We start from the raw sequence: 17,440 nt of genomic DNA on the forward strand, positions 1-17,440 counted from the left end.
AATTCACGGCTGGTCCGACAGGGCCCGCATCAGGTCCAGACGGATCTGGCGCGCCAGTTCGGCGGCGGCCCGCTCCTCGCCGTCCTGCTGGGCGGCGATGGCGGCGTAGGGCTGGTCGGCGGCGGCGTAGGTGGTGGTCACGGTCTCGACGCCGGTGACGGGAGGGCCGCCGGAAACCGGGGTCAGGGTCCAGGCGCCGCGAACCGTCAGCTCGTAGCGGGTGGCGGTGTCGTCGATGCGGCGTCCCAGGGGGCGGCGCGACTGGTCGACCGCCGTCTCCAGCCGCCACAGGGGCGGCTTGGCGCCGTCGCGGCCGAGGACGTCCTCCAGCTGTTCGCGAACCCGGTAGCCGAGCCGGTCGTCCTGGGTGGTCACGGCGATGCGCGACAGGGATGAGCCCACGCCCGCTTCGCCATAGAGGGGGGTGAAGCCGCAGCCGGACAGTCCCGCCGCCGCGACAACCACAAGGACCAGGCGGCGCATCAGCCGACCACCAGATTGACGATGCGGTCCCTGACCACCACGATCTTCCTCACCGTCTGACCCTCCAGCCGCGCCAGCACGTCCGGGTCGGCCATGACGATGGCCTCGACCTCGGCCGGCTCGAGGCCCCGGGCGACGCGGATCTCGCCGCGGCGCTTGCCGTTGACCTGGATGGGCAGGGTCACCTCGTCGTCGGCCGCCAGCGCCGGATCGAACTCCGGCCAGGGCGCGTCCAGCACCATCCCCTCTTCGCCCAGCCGCGTCCAGCATTCCTCGGCGAGGTGGGGGGTGAAGGGGGCGACCAGCCGGATCAGGGCCGACAGGGCCTGGCGTCGCGCCGCCCCGCCCGCCGCCGGGTGATCGCGCACCGTGGCCACGAAGGCGTAGAGCTTGGCGATGGCCGAGTTGAAGCGGAAGCCGCCGACGCCCTCGGTCACGGCCTTGATGGCCTTGTGGGTCTCGCGGACCAGGGCGGCGTCCGCGGCCGGATCGCCGGCGGCGTCGGGGTCGAAGCCGTCGACTTCGGTCCAGACCCGCTGGACGAAACGGGCGGCGCCCTCGACGCCGCCGGGCGTCCACTGCACGTCGCGTTCGGGCGGGCTGTCGCTGAGGACGAACAGTCGGCCGGCGTCGACCCCATAGGCCTCGACGATCTCCTGCGGCGAGACCACGTTCTTCTTCGACTTCGACATCTTCTCGATGTCGCCGATGGTCAGGATCTCGCCGGTCGAGAGCTGGCGGGCCGAGCGCCTGCCGGCGTCGTTGGTCAGTTCGACGTCGGTGGGCTCGACCCAGGCGCCGTCGGCGCGGCGGTAGGTCTCATGGACCACCATCCCCTGGGTGAACAGGCCGGCGAACGGCTCGCGCACCGACATCAGCCCGGCGTCGCTGAGGGCCCGGCTGATGAAACGGGCGTAGAGCAGGTGCAGGACGGCGTGCTCGACCCCGCCGATATACTGGTCGACCGGCAGCCATTTGTCGGCGGCGGCCCTGGAGATCGGCTCGGCCGCGGTTGGATCGGTGAAGCGGGCGAAATACCAGCTGGAGTCCACGAAGGTGTCGAGCGTGTCGGTCTCGCGCACGGCCTCGCCGCCGCAGGTCGGGCAGGCGACGTGCTTCCACGTCGGGTGCCGGTCCAGCGGATTGCCGGGCGTATCGAAGGTGACGTCCTTCGGCAGTTCGACGGGCAGCTGATCAACAGGTACGCCCACCGGGCCGCATCTGGCGCAGTGGATCACGGGGATGGGACATCCCCAGTAGCGCTGACGGCTGACACCCCAGTCGCGCAGGCGGTAGAGGGTGGCGCCCTGGCCCTGGCCGGCCGCTTCCAGCCGGGCGATGGCGGCGGCCTTGGCAGCCTCCACATCCATCCCGTCCATGAAGTCCGAGTTGAACAGCCGGCCGTGGCCGACATAGGATTCTGTTTCGACAGCGAAATCATCACCGGCGTCATCCGGTCTCACGACCGGGACGACCGGCAGGTCGTATTGGCGGGCGAAGTCGAGGTCGCGCTGATCGTGGGCCGGGCACCCGAAGATGGCTCCAGACCCGTAGGTCGACAGAACGAAATTGGCCGCCCAGACCGGCACGGTCCGTTCGGGGTCGAACGGGTGGCGGACGCGGACGCCGAGATCGACACCCAGCTTCTCCGCCTTTTCGATGTCGGCTTCGCTGGTTCCCGACCGGGCGCAGGTCGCTACAAAGGTCGCCACGTCCGGCCGATGGGCGGCGATCGCCTTCGTCAACGGATGGTCCGGCGCGAGCGCCAGGAAGCTGGCCCCGAACAGGGTGTCGGGCCGGGTGGTGTAGATCTCGACGGGGTCGCGCGCGTGGTTGGGCTCTCCCGCCGCCGACGCCGGCAGGAAGGCGGGGGCCTCGGCGATCTCCCACCAGAGGGTCGCGCCGCGGCTCTTGCCGATCCAGTTCTCCTGCATCAGACGGACCTTGTCGGGCCAGCGGCCCTCCAGCTCCTTCAGCCCCTCGATCAGCTCGTCGGCGTAGTCGGTGATGCGCAGGAACCACTGGTTCAGCTTGCGCTTCTCGACCACGGCGCCCGAGCGCCAGCCGCGGCCGTCGACCACCTGCTCATTGGCCAGGACGGTGTTGTCGACCGGGTCCCAGTTGACCACCGAATCCTTGCGATAGACCAGGCCGCGCTCGAACAGCTTCAGGAACCAGGCCTGCTGCTTGCCGTAATAGGCCGGGTCGCAGGTTGCGAACTCGCGGCTCCAGTCCAGCGACAGGCCCAGCAGCTTCAACTGGCCGCGCATGGCGGCGATGTTGGACCAGGTCCAGTCGCCGGGGTGGACGCCGCGCTCGATGGCCGCGTTCTCGGCGGGCAGGCCGAAGGCGTCCCAGCCCATCGGGTGCAGCACGTCGAAGCCCTGGGCCCGTTTCGAGCGCGCCACCACGTCGCCCATGACGTAGTTGCGGGCGTGGCCCATGTGGATGGCCCCCGACGGATAGGGAAACATCTCCAGCACATAGTATTTGGGCCTGCCCGTGCCCTCGGTCGGGGTGCGGAAGGCGTCGGCGGCCGCCCAGCGGGCCTGCTGGCGGGGTTCGGCGGTCTTGGGTTCGTAGCGAACCGGGGTCTTGGCCACGGGAGTCTTTCAGGCTGCTCCTCCAGGAACGGGCCCGACGGAGGCTAGACGAGGGGGACGGCGATCAGCCGGCGTTGGAGAGGTTGAGCTGGCGCGCCTTGGTCAGGATGGCGTTTTCCAGATCGGTTTCGGTCTGGGCGGCCACGCGGGCGCCGACCCACTGGCCGGCGGCGTCGCGGACTTCCTTGGTCACGGTGACATTCAGGGCGTCGGCCCGGAGGCGGGTGTCGAGGATGAAGACCGTGGCCTTGAAGCGCTCGTTCGGCGTCTGGGGGTCGGTGTACCAGTCGTAGTTGATGACCCCGCCCCACGGATCGGCGTTGGCCAGGGGCATGAAGCTCAGGGTGTCGAGGGTGGCGCGCCACAGGAAGGCGTTGACGCCGATGCCGGCCTGGGCCGTCGTCGTCGGCCGCTCGCCGCCGCCCAGTCCCGGAATGCCGCCGCACCCGCCCAGCATCAGACCCGAGGCGACCAGGGCGATCGCTGCGCCACGAACCAGCACCATCGAGACTTCTCCATACGATCATGACGTGCGACGGACCGGTTCCAACGCACGCAACGGCCCCCGAACACGGGTCCGGGCCGAAGCGACGCTCTATAACACGGCGAAAAGGGGCGATGACAAGGCGAAGTCGTCCAATCATGGCAGTCCAGCGCCCGCCGTCGGGCGCAGGAGGGTCGCCGTCGCCATTTCCCGTGACGCTCGCGCCACAGGAGTCTTCAGAGTCGCGTGGAACCTGCTGTTCAAGTCGCCGTTTCGTTGACCGGGCTGGCCAGCGGTGTCTACTTGCTGGTGAGACCGCGACGGAACTCACCGTCGCGGCGTTTAAGGGCAGGACATGCGCATCAGGGGCGCCGTCATCGTCGGACTGGCCGCGGGGCTCGTGCTCCTGGCCGTGGCTGACGACGCCTCGGCCCAGGCCGCCTCGCCGGCGGCCCGCACCCGGGCGCCCGCCCTGTCCCTGAGCGAGGCCCAGACGGCTCGCGCGGCCGCCGCCCAGCCCGGCTCGTCGCGTCTGCGGTTCACCGAACGCGGCCGCTGGGGCCTCGATCTGAACCTCAACCAGCCGGTGGGCCGCGACAGCACCCTCGGCGACGTCGAGGCCGGGGCCTATTATCGCGTCAATCCGCGCCTGCGCGTCGGAGCGGCGGCGGGCCTGGCCGAACCCGAGAGCGACCCGGCCCGGGCGCCCCAGACCGATCGCCGCGCCGCGCCGCGCTTCCGGCTGGAATCCATTTTCCGCTTCTAGGCCGGTCCGAAAGCCGTCCGGACCGCCGAAACCCCCGCAATTCCGCACGCGCCCGAGCCGATGAGACCGCGCGCGTTGGAGGTCCCGATCCCGCCCAGGGCGTAGACCGGGCAGGATGCAGCCCTGACCCATTCGGCGAAGCGGTCCGGACCGAGCGGCGGCCGGGCCGACGAAGCCCCGCCGGCCGCGAACACCGGCGACGCCACCAGGGCGTCCAGTCCCGACGTGGCCAGCGTCGTTCCCGAATGAACCGCGCCGGTGATCCGCCAGTCCGGCCGCGCCGCCGCCAATCCCGCAGCCTGGCCCAGCGCCCGTTCGGGCAGGTGAACGCCGTCGGCCCCGACGGCTTCGGCCAGTTCGGCGTCCAGCCCGATCAGCAGCAGGCCGTCCCGCGTCTGCGTGGCCTCGCGCAGCCGCAGCGCCGTTTCGCCGGCGCCCGCCCGGCCGAAATGCCGGAACACCACGCCTGATCCGGGCGGCAGGCGCGCCGCCGTCTCCCACGGTCTCGGCGTCCGGTCAGGGTCGGTAAAGAACAGTAGCGGCGGCAGGGCCGGCGACGGTCGTCCGGCCAGGCGGCTGACTTCGGCGGCGTCCCGTGCGAGGACGCTGGCGACTTCCCACAGGATTTCGGCGTCCGAACCGCTCATGACCTCCTCTTCTCCCGAACCCGCCCGGGCGTCCAGCGCCGTCGCCGCGCGGCTGGATCTCGTCCGGCGCCGCATCGCCGAGGCCGCCCGGGTCTCGGGCCGCCCGCCCGGCGAGGTGACCCTGACGGCCGTGTCCAAGACCCAGCCGCCCGAGGCGATCGAGGCGGCCCTCGCCGCCGGCCAGCGCGTCTTCGGCGAGAATCGGGTGCAGGAGGCCCAGGCCCGTTGGGCCGGGCGCCGCGACGGGTTTCCCGGCCTCGAGCTCAGGCTGATCGGCCCGCTGCAGTCGAACAAGGCCGCCGACGCGGTCGCCCTGTTCGATGTGATCGAGACCCTGGATCGTCCGAAACTGGCCTACGCCCTCGCCGCGGCCGGCGCCCGGGCCGGGAAGGCCGTCCGCGTCCTGGTCCAGGTCAACACCGGCGCCGAGCCCCAGAAGGCCGGAGTCCTGCCCGGCGAGACCGAGGCCCTGCTCGAATACGCCCGGGCGGCCGGCCTGTCCGTCGAGGGCCTGATGTGCATCCCGCCCGCCGACGAGGCGCCGGGCCCCCATTTCGCCCTGTTGCGCAAGATCGCGCGGCGCAACGGGCTGGGAACCCTGTCGATGGGGATGAGCGGGGATTTCGAGACCGCGATCCGCTTCGGCGCCACCCATGTGCGGGTCGGTTCGTCGCTGTTCGGGGAACGAAAGGGCCCTGAAACGCCCTCTAGTGACTGAAAACCGTCCCGCTTGCGGGCCCGACCCTTGGCGGATCGGCCGACGCTCGCCATTCTGGTAGCCATGCCCACGCCCAAGACCATTCTGATCATCGACGACGACGACGACCTGCGCGAGGCCCTGGCCGAGCAGCTGGCGCTGCACGAGGCCTTCCGCCCGGTCCAGGCCGCCACCGCCGCCGAGGGGGTCCGGATGGGCCGCGAGGTCCGCGCCGACCTGATCCTGCTCGATGTCGACCTGCCCGACATGGACGGGCGCGAGGCCTGCCGCCTGCTGCGCAAGGACGGGGTCTCGACCCCGATCATCATGCTGACCGGCCAGGCCTCGGACTCCGACACCGTGCTGGGACTGGAGTCGGGGGCCAATGACTATGTCACCAAGCCCTTCCGCTTCGCGGTTCTGCTGGCCCGGATCCGGGCCCATCTGCGCAGTCACGAACAGTCCGAGGACGCCGTCTTCCGCATCGGCCCCTACGAGTTCCGGCCCGCCGCCAAGGTCCTGGTCGACGACAAGGGGCGCAAGGTGCGGCTGACCGAGAAGGAAACCAGCATCCTCAAATACCTCTATCGCGCGGGAGCCAAGGCCGTGTCGCGCGAGGAGCTGCTGACCGAGGTCTGGGGCTATAACGCCGGGGTCACCACCCACACGCTGGAGACCCACATCTACCGGCTGCGTCAGAAGATCGAGCCCGAGCCTGGTCAGGCGCGGTTGCTGCTGACCGACGCGGGCGGATACCGGTTGCAGCCGTAACCGCGCCGGCCTGCGACCGAATTTGACGCATCGGCCATCTACCGGCTGCGTCAGAAGATCGAGCCCGAGCCTGGTCAGGCGCGGTTGCTGCTGACCGACGCGGGCGGATACCGGTTGCAGCCGTAACCGCGCCGGCCTGCGACCGAATTTGACGCATCGGCCCACTAGGGTGTCGGACCTCGGTCTTTGACAACCAGCGAAGGGAGCTCCGTCGGCAGGCGCTCCGACAGCGGCGCCGGGTGTACTTTTTCTGACCCCTCTCGACTCCCGCCTTTTGAGGGGCTTGGCCGATCCGGCAGCGGAAAAGTGCACGATCTACACTCGATTTTTTCGGGTGCACTTTTTTGAAGATCAGACCGCCAGATCCATCGTCACCGGCGCGTGGTCGCTGGGCTGGGTCCATTCACGGACCGTGTCGTGGATGCGGGCGCTGCCGGGCCTCACCGCCGGGGTCAGGCCGGGCGAGGTCCACAGGTGGTCCAGACGCAGGCCGCGGTTGGATTTGCGGAAGTCGGCGGCGCGATAGCTCCACCAGCTGGCCAGCTTCTGCGGCTCGGGGATCTGGTCGCGCACCACGTCCGCGAAGCCGCCGGCGGCCTGCAGCCGGCGCAGGGTCTCGACCTCCAGCGGCGTGTGGCTGACGATCTTCGACATATAGCGGTGGTTCCAGACGTCGTTCTCGCCCGGCGCGATGTTGAAATCGCCGGCCAGGACAAGCGGGCGCTGTTTGTCACGGCCCGCCATCTCGGCGGTCAGCCGCTCGTAGAAGTCCATCTTGTGATCGAATTTGGGGTTCAGGGCCCGGTCGGGCACGTCGCCGCCGGCCGGGATGTAGAAATTCTGGATCTCGACGCCCTGGACCATCGCCGCGACGCAGCGGGCGTGGCCTTCACGGCAGACGTCGAGCCTCGGCGCTTCCGAGATCGGCTTGCGGCTGGCGATGGCGACCCCGTGCCAGCCCTTCTGGCCGCCGATCCTGAGGTGCGGCAGGCCCATGGCCTCGAAGGCGGCGCGGGGGAACTGGTCCTCCAGGCATTTGATCTCCTGCAGGCACAGGACGTCGGTCCCGCTCTCCTCCACGAAGCGGGCGACCTGGTCGATGCGCAGGCGGACGGAGTTGATGTTCCAGGTGGCGATGCGAAGCATTTTTTCCGGGGGGCGCGATCAGAAGGCTCCGCCTTCTCGACCCGACGCGCCTCAGGCGCAAGCGCAGGCTTTGCGCTCAAGCAGCGAGCCGCCGCTTGGCGAGCGGTAGCGCTCTCAAACAAAAAAGCGCCCGATCGCGGGGACCGGGCGCTGGAAGGTTCGTCTCTCTCGCCGCCGGGAAGGGGATGAAATCCATAGCGGTTTCAGATCGGCTCCCGCCGACCTGTGATGAAAGTGCCACGGTCCGCGAAAAAAGTCAAACCTTGTTCGCGTTCCGGGCGAAATCAGTTCCGGCGCGGCCGTTGCGTCGGGTCGCGCAACTGGAACAGGCTGGCGGCCAGGCCGGACGCCGGCTGCAGCGAGGTCAGCTGGGTTCGGGTGCTTCCGCCCTGGGCGTCGCGGATGGTCCATTCGTGCAGCCGGACGGGGTTGCCGGCGAAGGACAGGATCACCGAGCCCTCGTTGGGCCGGCGAGCGTCGCGGGCGATGATGGCGAAGGCGCCCGAGGCCATGCGCGTGACCCGGTCGATGCGCACGCCCTGGTCGAGGCGGACGTTGCGGGCGAGGAAGGTCGACAGCGGCGTGGCGCTGAGCGGCACCTGGCGGAAGACGTTCAGGCGGGGATCGTAGCGTTTGACGTTGGAGCCGTCCGACACGACCAGCAGGCCGGCCGGATTGGTGTATTCGAACCGCATCTTGCCGGGGCGCTGAAGATAGAAGCGGCCTTCGCGGCGCTGGGCCCCGGAGGTCTCGACGAAAGTGCCCTGGGCCGAGGTCAGGCCCTGCAGATAGGTCTGGGCCTGGGCCAGGACGGCGCGATCTTCCGCCGACAGCGCGCTCTGGGCGGCGGCGGGCAGGGCGGCCACCGCGGCGATGGCGGCGGTTCCAAGTGCGAAGGCGCGGCGTGAGACGGTCATCAGGGTCTTCTCCCGTTCGGGATGGTTGTTGATCATGCCGTCATGCGGAGCGGGAATGGCGCGGGCATGACGCGAGCCTGACCATATTCCGACCTTCGGATGAAGCCTCGTTCAGCTACGGGGCGATGACGACGGATTCCAAACGCGGCGGGGACGCCGGCGTTGCCCTCTACATCGGCGGAGGCCCCGCCAGAATGTCGCGCTTGCCGGCGTGGTTGGCGGGGCTGACCACGCCTTCCTGCTCCATCCGCTCGATCAGGGAGGCGGCGCGGTTGTAGCCGATCTGCAGCCGGCGCTGGATGTAGCTGGTCGAGGCCTTGCGGTCGCGGGTGACCACGGCGACCGCGCGATCATAGAGATCGTCGCTCGAGCCGCCGCCGCCCTCGTCGTCGAAGGCGGCGTCGCCGTCACCGTCTGGATCGTCGGTGATCAGGTCGAGGTAGTCGGGCTCGGCCTGGGCGCGCAGGTGTTTGCAGACCTCGTCGACCTCCTGGTCGGTCACGAACGGGCCGTGCAGGCGGGTGATGCGGCCGCCGCCGGCCATGTAGAGCATATCGCCCTGGCCCAGCAGCTGCTCGCCGCCCTGCTCGCCCAGGATGGTGCGGCTGTCGATCTTCGAGGTGACCTGGAAGGAGATCCGGGTCGGGAAATTGGCCTTGATGGTGCCGGTGATGACGTCGACCGACGGGCGCTGGGTGGCCATGATCAGGTGGATGCCGGCGGCGCGGGCCATCTGGGCCAGACGCTGCACCGCGCCTTCCACGTCCTTGCCGGCGACCAGCATCAGATCGGCCATCTCGTCCATGACGACGACGAGGAAGGGCAGGGGTTCGGGCCGGATCTTCTCGGACTCGTAGACGGGGCGGCCCTGGTCGTCGAAGCCGGTCTGGACGGTGCGTTCGAAATGCTCGCCCTTGGCCTGGGCCTCGCGGGCGCGCTCGTTGTAGGAGGCGATGTTGCGCACGCCGAGCTTGGACATCCGCCGGTAGCGGTCCTCCATCTCGCGCACGGTCCATTTCAGCGCGACGACGGCCTTCTTGGGATCGGTCACGACCGGGGCCAGCAGGTGCGGGATGCCGTCGTAGACCGACAGCTCCAGCATCTTGGGGTCGATCATGATGAAGCGGCACTCGGCCGGGCTGTGCCGGTAGAGGATCGACAGGATCATGGCGTTGACCCCGACCGACTTGCCCGAGCCGGTGGTGCCGGCGATCAGCAGGTGGGGCATGCGCGCCAGATCGGCGACATAGGGCTCGCCGCCGATGGTTTCGCCCAGGGCCAGCGGCAACAGATGGGCCGGCTTGTCGTATTCGGTCGAGGCCAGCAGGTCGCGCAGATAGACCGTCTCGCGCCGGGCGTTGGGCAGCTCGATGCCGATGGCGTTGCGGCCCGGCACGACCGAGATGCGGCAGGCCCGGGCGCTCATCGAGCGGGCGATGTCGTCGCTCAGGGCCACGACGCGGCCGTGCTTGACGCCCGGGGCGGGCACCAGTTCGTACAGGGTGACCACGGGGCCGGGGCGGATCTGGTCGATCGTCCCGCGCACGCCGAATTCCTGCAGCACGCCCTCCAGCATCCGGGCATTCTGCTTCAGCGCCTCCTCGTCCACCGAGGCGACGCGCTTGGCCGGCTTGGTCAGCATCGACAGCGGCGGCAGGTCGAAACCGGTCGAGGGGCGGGCGAAGTCGAAGGCGGCCTGGCTGTCGTCGGCCTCCTTGCGCGGCCTGGGCGCCCGGGCGGCGGCGACCTTCGGCTCGGGCGCGCCGCGCGCCGGAGCGGGCGCGTCCCAGGGCGGCGCGTCGGGAGCGTCGTCGTCGTCCGGTTCGGGCGCGGGGCGGGCGCGCGGCGGCGCCTTGGCGGCGGCGGTCCGGCGCGACGACGCAGGCGGCGGCGAGGCGTTGCGTCCGCCCCGGGCCCAGGCGAGGCCCTCGCCGAGATCGGCGACCCGCAGGCCGATAGCGTAGCCGATCCCCCACAGGGCCAGCGGCAGGAAGACGACGCCGGCGATGACCGGCGCGCCGGGCAGGCGCAGGGCGCCGCAGATCATCCGGATCAGGCCGACGATGGCGTCGCCCCACAGGCCTCCCAGTCCGGCGGCCAGGGGCCAGGCCGCAGGCGCGGTCAGGGCGGACAGCGCCGCCGACAGGGCCAGAACCCCGCCGATGGCCGACAGGGATTTGACCGGGGTCGGCTTCAGCCGCTGCTGGATGGCGTCCCCGATGGCCGCGGCCAGGCCGAAGGCGACCAGCAGCAGGGCCGCCGGCCAGGCGGCGAGGCCGAGCGACTGCATGAACAGGTCGGCGAACAGGGCGCCGTTCAGCCCCAGCCAGTTGGTCGGCGCGGCCCCGGAGGCCGCGTTCAGGCTGGGATCGGCCGGATTCCACGAAATCAGCGCCGCCAGCAGCAAGGCCGCCAGCAGGGCTTGCAACACGCCGCGGAATTTCACCGCGATGGGCGCGCCCCAGACGATGCGGGCTCCGACCCAGGCGCGCTGGCCGATGGCGAGGGCGGCGGACATGCGGGAACGGACTCCGGACAGACGAATAGGCCGGTCCCTTGTCGCCCGGGCAGGGTTAAGAGGCTGTTTACCAGCCGGGCCGAACCGCGACCTTCGCGCGCTGGACGGGCGGGCGGCGAAGCGCGACAACCGACCCATGACCCAGCCTGAACGCTATGACGTCATCATCGCCGGCGCCGGCCTGGCCGGAGCGACCTTCGCCCTGGCGGCGGCGCAGGGCGGGCTCAAGGTCGTTCTGGTCGACCCCCAGCCGTTCGAGGCCCAGCTGGCCCCGGCTTTCGACGGCCGCTCCACGGCCATCGCCTTTTCGACCTTCCGCATGCTGGACGCGGTCGGCGTGGGCGAGGCCCTGCGGCCCCACGCCTGCCGGATGGACCGCATCCTCGTCACCGACGGCCGGCGGCCGGGGGCGGCCTCGCGACCCGCCGGCTCCGCCTTCCTGCGTTTCGACGCCGACGAGATCGGCGACCGCACCGACGGCGAACCTCTGGGATACATGGTCGAGAACCGGCGCATCCGCGTAGCCCTGGCCGGGGCCGTGGCCGCGGCGGGGATCGAGGTCCGGGCCCCGGCGGCGGTGGTCGGGGTGGAGGCCGGCGCGGCGATGTCGTGGGTCAGCCTGGCCGACGGCTCGGTGATCGAGGCCCCGCTGATCGTGGGCGCCGAGGGCCGCGCCTCGCCGGTCCGCGAGGCGGCGGGGATCGACACGGTCGGCTGGGGCTATGGCCAGAGCGGGGTGGTGGCGACCGTGTCCCTCGGGCGGGACCACGGCAATGTGGCCCACGAATATTTCCTGCCCTCGGGTCCCTTCGCCATCCTGCCGCTGACCGAACAGCGGGCCAGCCTGGTCTGGACCGAGACGACGCGGCGGGCCGAGGCCCTGAGGGCCGCGTCGGACGAAGCCTTCCAGTCGCACCTGATGCGCCGGTTCGGCGATTTTCTGGACGAGGTCGCGGTGGTGGGGCCGCGCTTCGTCTATCCCCTGTCCCTGCAGCTGGCCGGATCGTTGACCGCGCCGCGCACCGCCCTGATCGGGGACGCGGCCCATGGCGTGCATCCGGTCGCGGGCCAGGGCCTGAACATGGGGCTGAAGGACGCCGCGGCCCTGGCCGAGGTGCTGGTCGAGGCCCTGCGGCTGGGCGAGGACATCGGCTCGGAGACGGTGCTGGACCGCTATGCCCGCTGGCGCCGGTTCGACAACGTCGCCCTGACGGCGGGCTTCGACGGCTTCGTGCGCCTGTTCTCGAACGATATCGCGCCGGTGCGGCTGGCGCGGAACCTGGGCATCGCCGCCGTCAACCGCATCCCCGCCCTGCGCCGCGCCTTCATGCACGAGGCCGGCGGCGCGACCGGCGACCTGCCGCGGTTGTTGAGAGGTGAGGCGGTATGAAACTCACGGGCCTCCTGATCGGTCTGGCGGCCGGCACGGCCGCGGCCTGCGCCACGCCCGCTCCGCCGGGCCCGACCAGGATGGAGTTCTCGGCCCTGATTCCGGACCACCTTGTCCGGGAGGCGGACTGCGCCTTCGTGGCCGAGGAAGGGTCGGAGTGGACGTGCCGTTACCAGCGATGGACCGCCGAGGGCCGCTGGGAGACGCGGGACGCCGTCGTCGCGAGAGACGGCGACCGCTGGGTCCTGGTCGACGGCTGAAGCGTCAGTCCAGCGCCCGCGCTTCTTCCGGCAGCATGATCGGCACGCCGTCGCGGATCGGATAGGCCAGTTTCGCGCCCTTCGAGACCAGTTCCTGGCGCTCGCGGTCATAGGCCAGGCGGCCGCGGGTGACGGGACAGACCAGCACCTCGAGCAGGCGGGGGTCGACGGAGGTCGGGGTGTGGAAGGCGTCGGACATGACTGTACCTATTGCATCGACGGCGCATCGCCCTCGCCGTCGCCGGCGGCGTCGATGGTCATCAGGGCGGTGAGAACGGCGGAGCGGTCGGTCAGGCTGGGCGCCTCGAGCAACGCCTGCTTTTCCGGGGCGTCGAACGGCAGGGCCATGGACAGGCTGTTGACCAGGGCCTCGGGCGGCGCCGTCTCGGCCGTGTCCCAATCGATGTCCAGGCCGCGCGTCTCCAGATAGGCGCGCAGCGCGTCGAGCAGGCCGTCGCGGTCGAGGCCGATGTCGTCGACCGGCGGCGCGGTCAGGTCCGCCTCGAATGGGGCGAAGTCGGCGCGAATCTGCCGGTAGGGGGTCGGGCTCGGCAATTCGCTGGCCAGGCGGAAGCGGGCGCAGCCGGTCAGGGTGATCAGATAGCGGCCGTCCGAGGTCTCGGCGAAACTGGTGATGCGGCCCGCGCAACCGACCGGGGACAGACCGGTCACGCGCCGCAACCCGGCCTGGGGCTGGATCATGCCGATGATCCTGTCCCCGGCCATGGCGTCGTCGACCATGTTCAGATAGCGCGGCTCGAAGATGTTCAGCGGCAGCTGGCCGCGCGGCAACAGGATGGCGCCCGGCAGGGGGAAGACCGGGATCACCTGCGGCAGGTCGGCGGCCTTCACATATCCCTGCGCCACCCGGACCTCCTATGCGAACAGGATCGAGGACAGACGGCGGCGCCCGTCGCGGGCGACCTCCGACGCTCCGCCCGCGGCCTCGAAGACGACCAGCAACTGCTTGCGGGCGGCCTGGTCGTTCCACTCGCGGTCGGCGGCGACGATGGCCAGCAGGCTGTCGACGGCGCCCTTGAGGTCGCCGGCCGCGGCCTGGGCCAGCGACAGGTCATAGCGGGCCTGATGGTCGGCCGGATCGGCGGCGACCCTGGCTTCCAGCTCGGTCGGGGCGTCGGTCGGGGCCGCCGAGGCGAGGGCCAGCTGGGCGCGCACGCTCTGGACCGTCGGCTCCTTCGAATCCTGCGGCGCCATGGCGATGGTCTGGCGGGCCTGGTCGACGTCGCCGTCGGCCAGATAGACCCGGGCCATGCCGGCGATGGCCTTTTCATTGCCCGGATCCAGCGTCAGCAGCTGGGCGAAGGCCTGGGCCGCGCCGCCGAGATCGTTGAGCGACAGGGATTCCTCGCCCAGGGACAGCAGCTGCTCGATGTCGGAATTGGCGCTCCCGCCGCCCGTCAGCTTGTCGATGAAGGCCTTGAGCTGGCTTTCGGGGACCGCGCCCTGGAAGCCGTCGACCGGCTGGCCGTCGACGAAGGCGTAGACGGTGGGGATCGACTGGACCCGCAGCTGGCCCGCATAGGCCGGGTTCCTGTCGACGTCGATCTTGACCAGTTTCACCGCCCCGCCCGCGGCGCGGACGGCCTTCTCGAGCATCGGCGTCAGGGTCCGGCACGGTCCGCACCATGTGGCCCAGAAGTCGACCAGAACCGGCCGGGTCTTCGACGCCTCGATGACGTCGGTCATGAAGCCGGCGTCGGAGCCGTCCTTGATCAGGTCGTCCGGCAGGGTGGTCGGGTCGGCGAAGCTCATCAATCGATCCTGTTCCGAAGGGCGTAACGCGGCAGCCGTCAGATGGTCCCGGGCGCGGACTGTCTCAAGTAGCGCCTGTTCGGCTGCGCTCAAGTAGCGCGAAGCGCGGCGCCATCAGGATGGCTCGCCGCCGGCGCCGGCGGGGCTCAATTTCCAGCGGATCTTGGTCTCGGAATCGGTCCGGGCCGAGCCGCGCACCACGATCTGCAGCGAACGGCGGGTCAGGCCGTCGTCGATATGGACCGAGGGCTCGATGGCCACGTCGGGTCCGTCGGTGCGGAACCACCAGCCCCGGCCGGAGTGGCCGCGCAACAGGATGGAGCGGCGGTCGCGGGCCAGCGAGGCCTGCACGCCCGGCTCCAGCTGGAAGCGCACGGCGTAGGGGGCGGCGATGGCGCGCACCACGTCCTTCTGGCCGGGGGCCGGATGCAGCCGCTCCTCGGCGCGGAGCTCGTCCAGCCGCTGGTCCAGATACAGCCGCCGCTGGTGCAGCAGGCCGAAGTCGTGGACCCAGCCGTCGTGTTCGGCTTCCAGCCAGACCGCGCCCTCGCCGTCGCGCTGATGGACCTCGACGTGCAGCGGCCGGCCGATCAGGCGATGGCCCAGCAGCTCGCCCTTCCAGCCGCCCAGCGGCTCGCCGGTCGAGGCCTCGCCCAGGGCCAGGGTCGAATGGCCGGGCGCCAGCCTCAGGCCCTGGCGGTCGGCGGCGCGCGGAGTCCAGCCGCAGCCGGTGACCAGCCTGTCCTTGCCGCAGACGATCTCCAGCGCCAGCGGCTGGGCGCAGGCCGCCGCGGACCAGGCCCCGCGCGCCGGGGGAGCCACGTCGGCGGCTATGGTCAGCAGCGGGCTGCGGATCCGGGCCACGCCCGCGACCAGGCCGCTCGCGCTCTCCGACGGCGGGGCGTCGTCGTGGGCGCGGGCGGCGGCGACCCGCGCCCCGGTCGACGGCCCGCCGCCCTGCATGGCGACCAGCCGTCCATCGGGCAGGGTCTGCACCCGCAGGGCGGCGGTCAGGCGCTGGATGGCCGCGCGCACCGCCTCCGGCGCGGCTTCCGACAACTGGGACAGGGCGTCGTCGAGGGTCAGGAGGTCGAGCAGCAGCTCCAGTCCGGCCTCGGGACTGCGCGAGGCGTGGCCGCCGTCGTCGCCGACCGTGCGCTGGAGGGCGCCAGGCAGGCGGCGGAGGGCGACGCGCCGCAGGGCGACGCCGGGCGGGCCCGACAGAACGCAGCCGGCGACCGCGACGGCGGTCAGGCGCTCGGCCTTGCCGGCCAGGCCTCCGGGGGGGCGCAGCAGCTGCCGGCCCTGCCGGCCCAGGATGTCCGCAAGCCTGAGCCGCTCCGCCTCGGTGGCGACCTGGCCCAGCCGCCGCGCGGCACAGGCGAGGTTGAAGGTGCGCCGCGCCAGGATCGCGGGATCCCAGGCGAAGGGGGACCAGCGGGCGAAGGTCGCGGCCCAGGCCAGCGTCAGCCGGACCCCCTCGCGCCCGCCGCGCTCGCCCTGCAGCATCAGCGACGGCAGCCAGGCGAAGGCGTGCAGCTCGACGGCGAAGGCCCGGGTGGGGCTGGGCCGGTTCCACGGATCCTCGGGCGCGGCCGCCTCCAGACTCGACCCCGCCAGGACGAATCTCCCGCCCACCACGCCCTTGCCGGCGCCGGGATCGACGGGACGGAAGTCGCGCGGGGTGGCGGCGAAGCCCTGGGCCGGGCGGCCCCGGAGGGTCAGGCTGTAGCCCGGCAGGCCGTACAGCTCGATCCACAGCTGGCGGGTCAGCAGTCGGCCGGCGACGGCGGGCCAGAGGCCGGGGCCGGTCGCCGCGCCCGCGGCCCGCACCGGCGTGCGCATCGGCGCGCCGCGCAGGCCCGGGATCTCTCCGGGCGGCGGCGCGTCGGCTTCGGGGCGGGTGAAGGGGCCGAGCGGGCTCACGCGGCTTTCAGGGCCTGGATGTTGGCGGCATAGGCGGAAGACCCGCCCCGGAACACGGCCGTGCCGGCCACCAGGGCGTCGGCCCCCGCGGCGACGCAGGCCCCGGCGTTGGCGGCGGTGACGCCGCCGTCGACCTGCAGATGCGCCTTCGATCCGGCGGCGTCGAGCAGGGCCCGGGCCCGCTCGATCTTGCCCAGGGTCGCGTCGATGAAGGACTGGCCGCCGAACCCGGGATTGACCGACATCAGCAGCACCAGGTCGACAAGGCCGATGACGTCCTCGAGCACGGCCAGCGGCGTGCCGGGGTTCAGCACCACGCCCGCCTTCGCGCCCAGCTGGCGGATGCGGCCCAGGGTCCGGTGCAGGTGCGGGCCGCTTTCCGGATGGACGGTCAGGATGTCGGCCCCGGCCTCGCGATAGGCCTCCAGCCAGGGATCGACCGGGGCGACCATCAGATGGACGTCGAACGGCAGGGACGAATGGGGCCTGAGCGCCTTCACCACATCGGGTCCGATGGTGATGTTGGGCACGAAATGGCCGTCCATCACGTCCACATGCACCCAGTCGGCGCCCGCCGCCTCGATGGCGCGGACCTCCTCGCCCAGGCGCGCGAAGTCCGACGCGAGGATCGACGGGGCGATGATGATGGGCCTGACCATGCTTCCGCTTACCGTGATGCGGGGCTGACTGCCAATCGCCTCTGGCTCAGGGCGCCCGACGAAGGCGCGCGACATAGAAGCCATCGGTCCCGCCGGACCGATGATGCGGCAGGATGCGGAGCGTGCCGTCGTCCTGGAGACTGGCTTCGGGCGCGCCGCCCTCGCCAGGGCCGACGGGGTCGATCGCGAAGCCGCGATGGCGGGCGAGGAAGTGGGCGATCTGCCCCTCGCCTTCCTCGTGCTCCAGCGAGCAGACGCAATAGACCAGTCGGCCGCCGGGCTTCACGCGGCGCGCGGCGCTGTCGAGCAGCCGGGCCTGGACCTGCGCCAGCTTGGGGATGTCAGCCGGGCTCGCCACCCACAACACGTCGGGATGCCGGCGGAAGGTGCCGGTGGCCGA

General features: G+C 71.4%; 17 protein-coding genes and 2 pseudogenes. 6 read left to right on the plus strand and 13 right to left on the minus strand.

Going from position 1 to position 17,440, the window contains the following annotated elements:
• Positions 1–3 precede the first annotated feature (3 nt).
• The 3 genes from lptE to Q8Q71_RS11895 all read right to left on the minus strand — a co-directional run bounded on the left by lptE (position 4) and on the right by Q8Q71_RS11895 (position 3,591).
• Complete coding sequence (gene lptE, locus Q8Q71_RS11885) at positions 4–483, minus strand: LPS assembly lipoprotein LptE (protein WP_305759800.1); 480 nt, start codon at positions 481–483, stop codon at positions 4–6.
• A complete protein-coding gene (gene leuS, locus Q8Q71_RS11890; protein WP_305759801.1) occupies positions 483–3,086 on the minus strand; it encodes a leucine--tRNA ligase in 2,604 nt (867 codons plus the stop codon). The genes lptE and leuS overlap by 1 nt, the downstream gene beginning before the upstream one ends.
• Before the next feature lie 64 nt (positions 3,087–3,150).
• Positions 3,151–3,591, minus strand: a complete 441-nt coding sequence (locus tag Q8Q71_RS11895; RefSeq protein ID WP_305759802.1) for a DUF3576 domain-containing protein — start codon at positions 3,589–3,591, stop codon at positions 3,151–3,153.
• Between the two features lie 334 nt (positions 3,592–3,925).
• Here Q8Q71_RS11895 and Q8Q71_RS11900 point away from each other — a divergent pair, with 334 nt between their 5' ends.
• The gene (locus Q8Q71_RS11900) at positions 3,926–4,336 is read left to right on the plus strand and encodes an NtrZ family periplasmic regulatory protein (protein ID WP_305759803.1); all 411 of its coding nucleotides are present in this window, start codon (positions 3,926–3,928) and stop codon (positions 4,334–4,336) included.
• Here the strand turns inward: Q8Q71_RS11900 and Q8Q71_RS11905 are convergent.
• On the minus strand, positions 4,333–4,983 hold the full coding sequence (locus Q8Q71_RS11905) for a thiamine phosphate synthase (RefSeq protein ID WP_305759804.1): 651 nt from the start codon (positions 4,981–4,983) through the stop codon (positions 4,333–4,335). The two genes, Q8Q71_RS11900 and Q8Q71_RS11905, sit on opposite strands and share 4 nt — an antisense overlap.
• Between Q8Q71_RS11905 and Q8Q71_RS11910 the strand changes: the two genes are divergently transcribed.
• From Q8Q71_RS11910 to Q8Q71_RS17245, 3 genes and pseudogenes are all read left to right on the plus strand, one after another.
• On the plus strand, positions 4,982–5,701 hold the full coding sequence (locus Q8Q71_RS11910) for a YggS family pyridoxal phosphate-dependent enzyme (RefSeq protein WP_305759805.1): 720 nt from the start codon (positions 4,982–4,984) through the stop codon (positions 5,699–5,701). The two genes, Q8Q71_RS11905 and Q8Q71_RS11910, sit on opposite strands and share 2 nt — an antisense overlap.
• Positions 5,702–5,764: 63 nt before the next feature.
• The gene (locus Q8Q71_RS11915; RefSeq protein ID WP_305759806.1) at positions 5,765–6,451 is read left to right on the plus strand and encodes a response regulator transcription factor; all 687 of its coding nucleotides are present in this window, start codon (positions 5,765–5,767) and stop codon (positions 6,449–6,451) included.
• 36 nt (positions 6,452–6,487) lie between these two features.
• Positions 6,488–6,577, plus strand: a pseudogene (locus Q8Q71_RS17245) (DNA-binding response regulator); the annotation flags it as partial.
• A 225-nt stretch (positions 6,578–6,802) separates the two neighbouring features.
• On the opposite strand, the gene Q8Q71_RS11920 reads toward Q8Q71_RS17245, so the two are convergent.
• The 3 genes from Q8Q71_RS11920 to Q8Q71_RS11930 form a co-directional block, all read right to left on the minus strand.
• Positions 6,803–7,597, minus strand: a complete 795-nt coding sequence (locus Q8Q71_RS11920) for an exodeoxyribonuclease III (protein WP_305759807.1) — start codon at positions 7,595–7,597, stop codon at positions 6,803–6,805.
• Positions 7,598–7,881: 284 nt separating this feature from the next.
• Positions 7,882–8,550, minus strand: coding sequence for an outer membrane lipoprotein carrier protein LolA (locus tag Q8Q71_RS11925; RefSeq protein WP_305759808.1), 669 nt, complete (start codon positions 8,548–8,550; stop codon positions 7,882–7,884).
• 133 nt (positions 8,551–8,683) lie between these two features.
• Entirely contained in the window at positions 8,684–11,032 is a 2,349-nt protein-coding gene (locus Q8Q71_RS11930; protein WP_305759809.1) for a DNA translocase FtsK 4TM domain-containing protein, read from the minus strand.
• 136 nt (positions 11,033–11,168) lie between these two features.
• Here Q8Q71_RS11930 and Q8Q71_RS11935 point away from each other — a divergent pair, with 136 nt between their 5' ends.
• Complete coding sequence (locus Q8Q71_RS11935; protein ID WP_305759810.1) at positions 11,169–12,422, plus strand: UbiH/UbiF/VisC/COQ6 family ubiquinone biosynthesis hydroxylase; 1,254 nt, start codon at positions 11,169–11,171, stop codon at positions 12,420–12,422.
• On the plus strand, positions 12,419–12,682 hold the full coding sequence (locus Q8Q71_RS11940; RefSeq protein ID WP_305759811.1) for a hypothetical protein: 264 nt from the start codon (positions 12,419–12,421) through the stop codon (positions 12,680–12,682). Before Q8Q71_RS11935 ends, Q8Q71_RS11940 begins: the two co-directional genes overlap by 4 nt.
• Before the next feature lie 4 nt (positions 12,683–12,686).
• Here the strand turns inward: Q8Q71_RS11940 and Q8Q71_RS11945 are convergent, their stop codons facing one another.
• The 6 genes and pseudogenes from Q8Q71_RS11945 to Q8Q71_RS11970 all read right to left on the minus strand — a co-directional run.
• Positions 12,687–12,881: a Trm112 family protein gene (locus Q8Q71_RS11945; RefSeq protein WP_305759812.1), complete on the minus strand. Its 195-nt coding sequence runs from the start codon at positions 12,879–12,881 to the stop codon at positions 12,687–12,689.
• An 8-nt stretch (positions 12,882–12,889) separates the two neighbouring features.
• Positions 12,890–13,549 (minus strand): LON peptidase substrate-binding domain-containing protein, encoded by a 660-nt coding sequence (locus Q8Q71_RS11950; protein WP_305759813.1) that lies wholly within the window; start codon positions 13,547–13,549, stop codon positions 12,890–12,892.
• A 9-nt stretch (positions 13,550–13,558) separates the two neighbouring features.
• Entirely contained in the window at positions 13,559–14,455 is an 897-nt protein-coding gene (gene trxA / locus Q8Q71_RS11955) for a thioredoxin (RefSeq protein ID WP_305759814.1), read from the minus strand.
• A gap of 114 nt (positions 14,456–14,569) precedes the next feature.
• On the minus strand, positions 14,570–16,381 hold the full coding sequence (locus Q8Q71_RS11960; protein WP_305759815.1) for a heparinase II/III family protein: 1,812 nt from the start codon (positions 16,379–16,381) through the stop codon (positions 14,570–14,572).
• Positions 16,378–17,040, minus strand: coding sequence for a ribulose-phosphate 3-epimerase (rpe, locus tag Q8Q71_RS11965; RefSeq protein WP_305759816.1), 663 nt, complete (start codon positions 17,038–17,040; stop codon positions 16,378–16,380). The genes Q8Q71_RS11960 and rpe overlap by 4 nt, the downstream gene beginning before the upstream one ends.
• Positions 17,041–17,086: 46 nt before the next feature.
• A pseudogene (locus Q8Q71_RS11970) lies at positions 17,087–17,440 on the minus strand (rRNA methyltransferase); the annotation flags it as partial.

This window comes from Brevundimonas sp. (assembly GCF_030704825.1).
In the GTDB taxonomy this organism is placed as follows: domain Bacteria; phylum Pseudomonadota; class Alphaproteobacteria; order Caulobacterales; family Caulobacteraceae; genus Brevundimonas.

What these genes read in the sequence shown, in the direction of transcription:
- lptE (WP_305759800.1), bottom strand. Translation starts at nt 483, where the DNA reads ATGCGCCGCCTGGTCCTTGTGGTTGTCGCGGCGGCGGGACTGTCCGGC.
- Q8Q71_RS11895 (WP_305759802.1), bottom strand. Translation starts at nt 3,591, where the DNA reads ATGGTGCTGGTTCGTGGCGCAGCGATCGCCCTGGTCGCCTCGGGTCTG.
- Q8Q71_RS11900 (WP_305759803.1), top strand. Translation starts at nt 3,926, where the DNA reads ATGCGCATCAGGGGCGCCGTCATCGTCGGACTGGCCGCGGGGCTCGTG.
- Q8Q71_RS11910 (WP_305759805.1), top strand. Translation starts at nt 4,982, where the DNA reads ATGACCTCCTCTTCTCCCGAACCCGCCCGGGCGTCCAGCGCCGTCGCC.
- Q8Q71_RS11905 (WP_305759804.1), bottom strand. Translation starts at nt 4,983, where the DNA reads ATGAGCGGTTCGGACGCCGAAATCCTGTGGGAAGTCGCCAGCGTCCTC.
- Q8Q71_RS11915 (WP_305759806.1), top strand. Translation starts at nt 5,765, where the DNA reads ATGCCCACGCCCAAGACCATTCTGATCATCGACGACGACGACGACCTG.
- Q8Q71_RS11920 (WP_305759807.1), bottom strand. Translation starts at nt 7,597, where the DNA reads ATGCTTCGCATCGCCACCTGGAACATCAACTCCGTCCGCCTGCGCATC.
- Q8Q71_RS11925 (WP_305759808.1), bottom strand. Translation starts at nt 8,550, where the DNA reads ATGATCAACAACCATCCCGAACGGGAGAAGACCCTGATGACCGTCTCA.
- Q8Q71_RS11930 (WP_305759809.1), bottom strand. Translation starts at nt 11,032, where the DNA reads ATGTCCGCCGCCCTCGCCATCGGCCAGCGCGCCTGGGTCGGAGCCCGC.
- Q8Q71_RS11935 (WP_305759810.1), top strand. Translation starts at nt 11,169, where the DNA reads ATGACCCAGCCTGAACGCTATGACGTCATCATCGCCGGCGCCGGCCTG.
- Q8Q71_RS11940 (WP_305759811.1), top strand. Translation starts at nt 12,419, where the DNA reads ATGAAACTCACGGGCCTCCTGATCGGTCTGGCGGCCGGCACGGCCGCG.
- Q8Q71_RS11945 (WP_305759812.1), bottom strand. Translation starts at nt 12,881, where the DNA reads ATGTCCGACGCCTTCCACACCCCGACCTCCGTCGACCCCCGCCTGCTC.
- trxA (WP_305759814.1), bottom strand. Translation starts at nt 14,455, where the DNA reads ATGAGCTTCGCCGACCCGACCACCCTGCCGGACGACCTGATCAAGGAC.
- rpe (WP_305759816.1), bottom strand. Translation starts at nt 17,040, where the DNA reads ATGGTCAGGCCCATCATCATCGCCCCGTCGATCCTCGCGTCGGACTTC.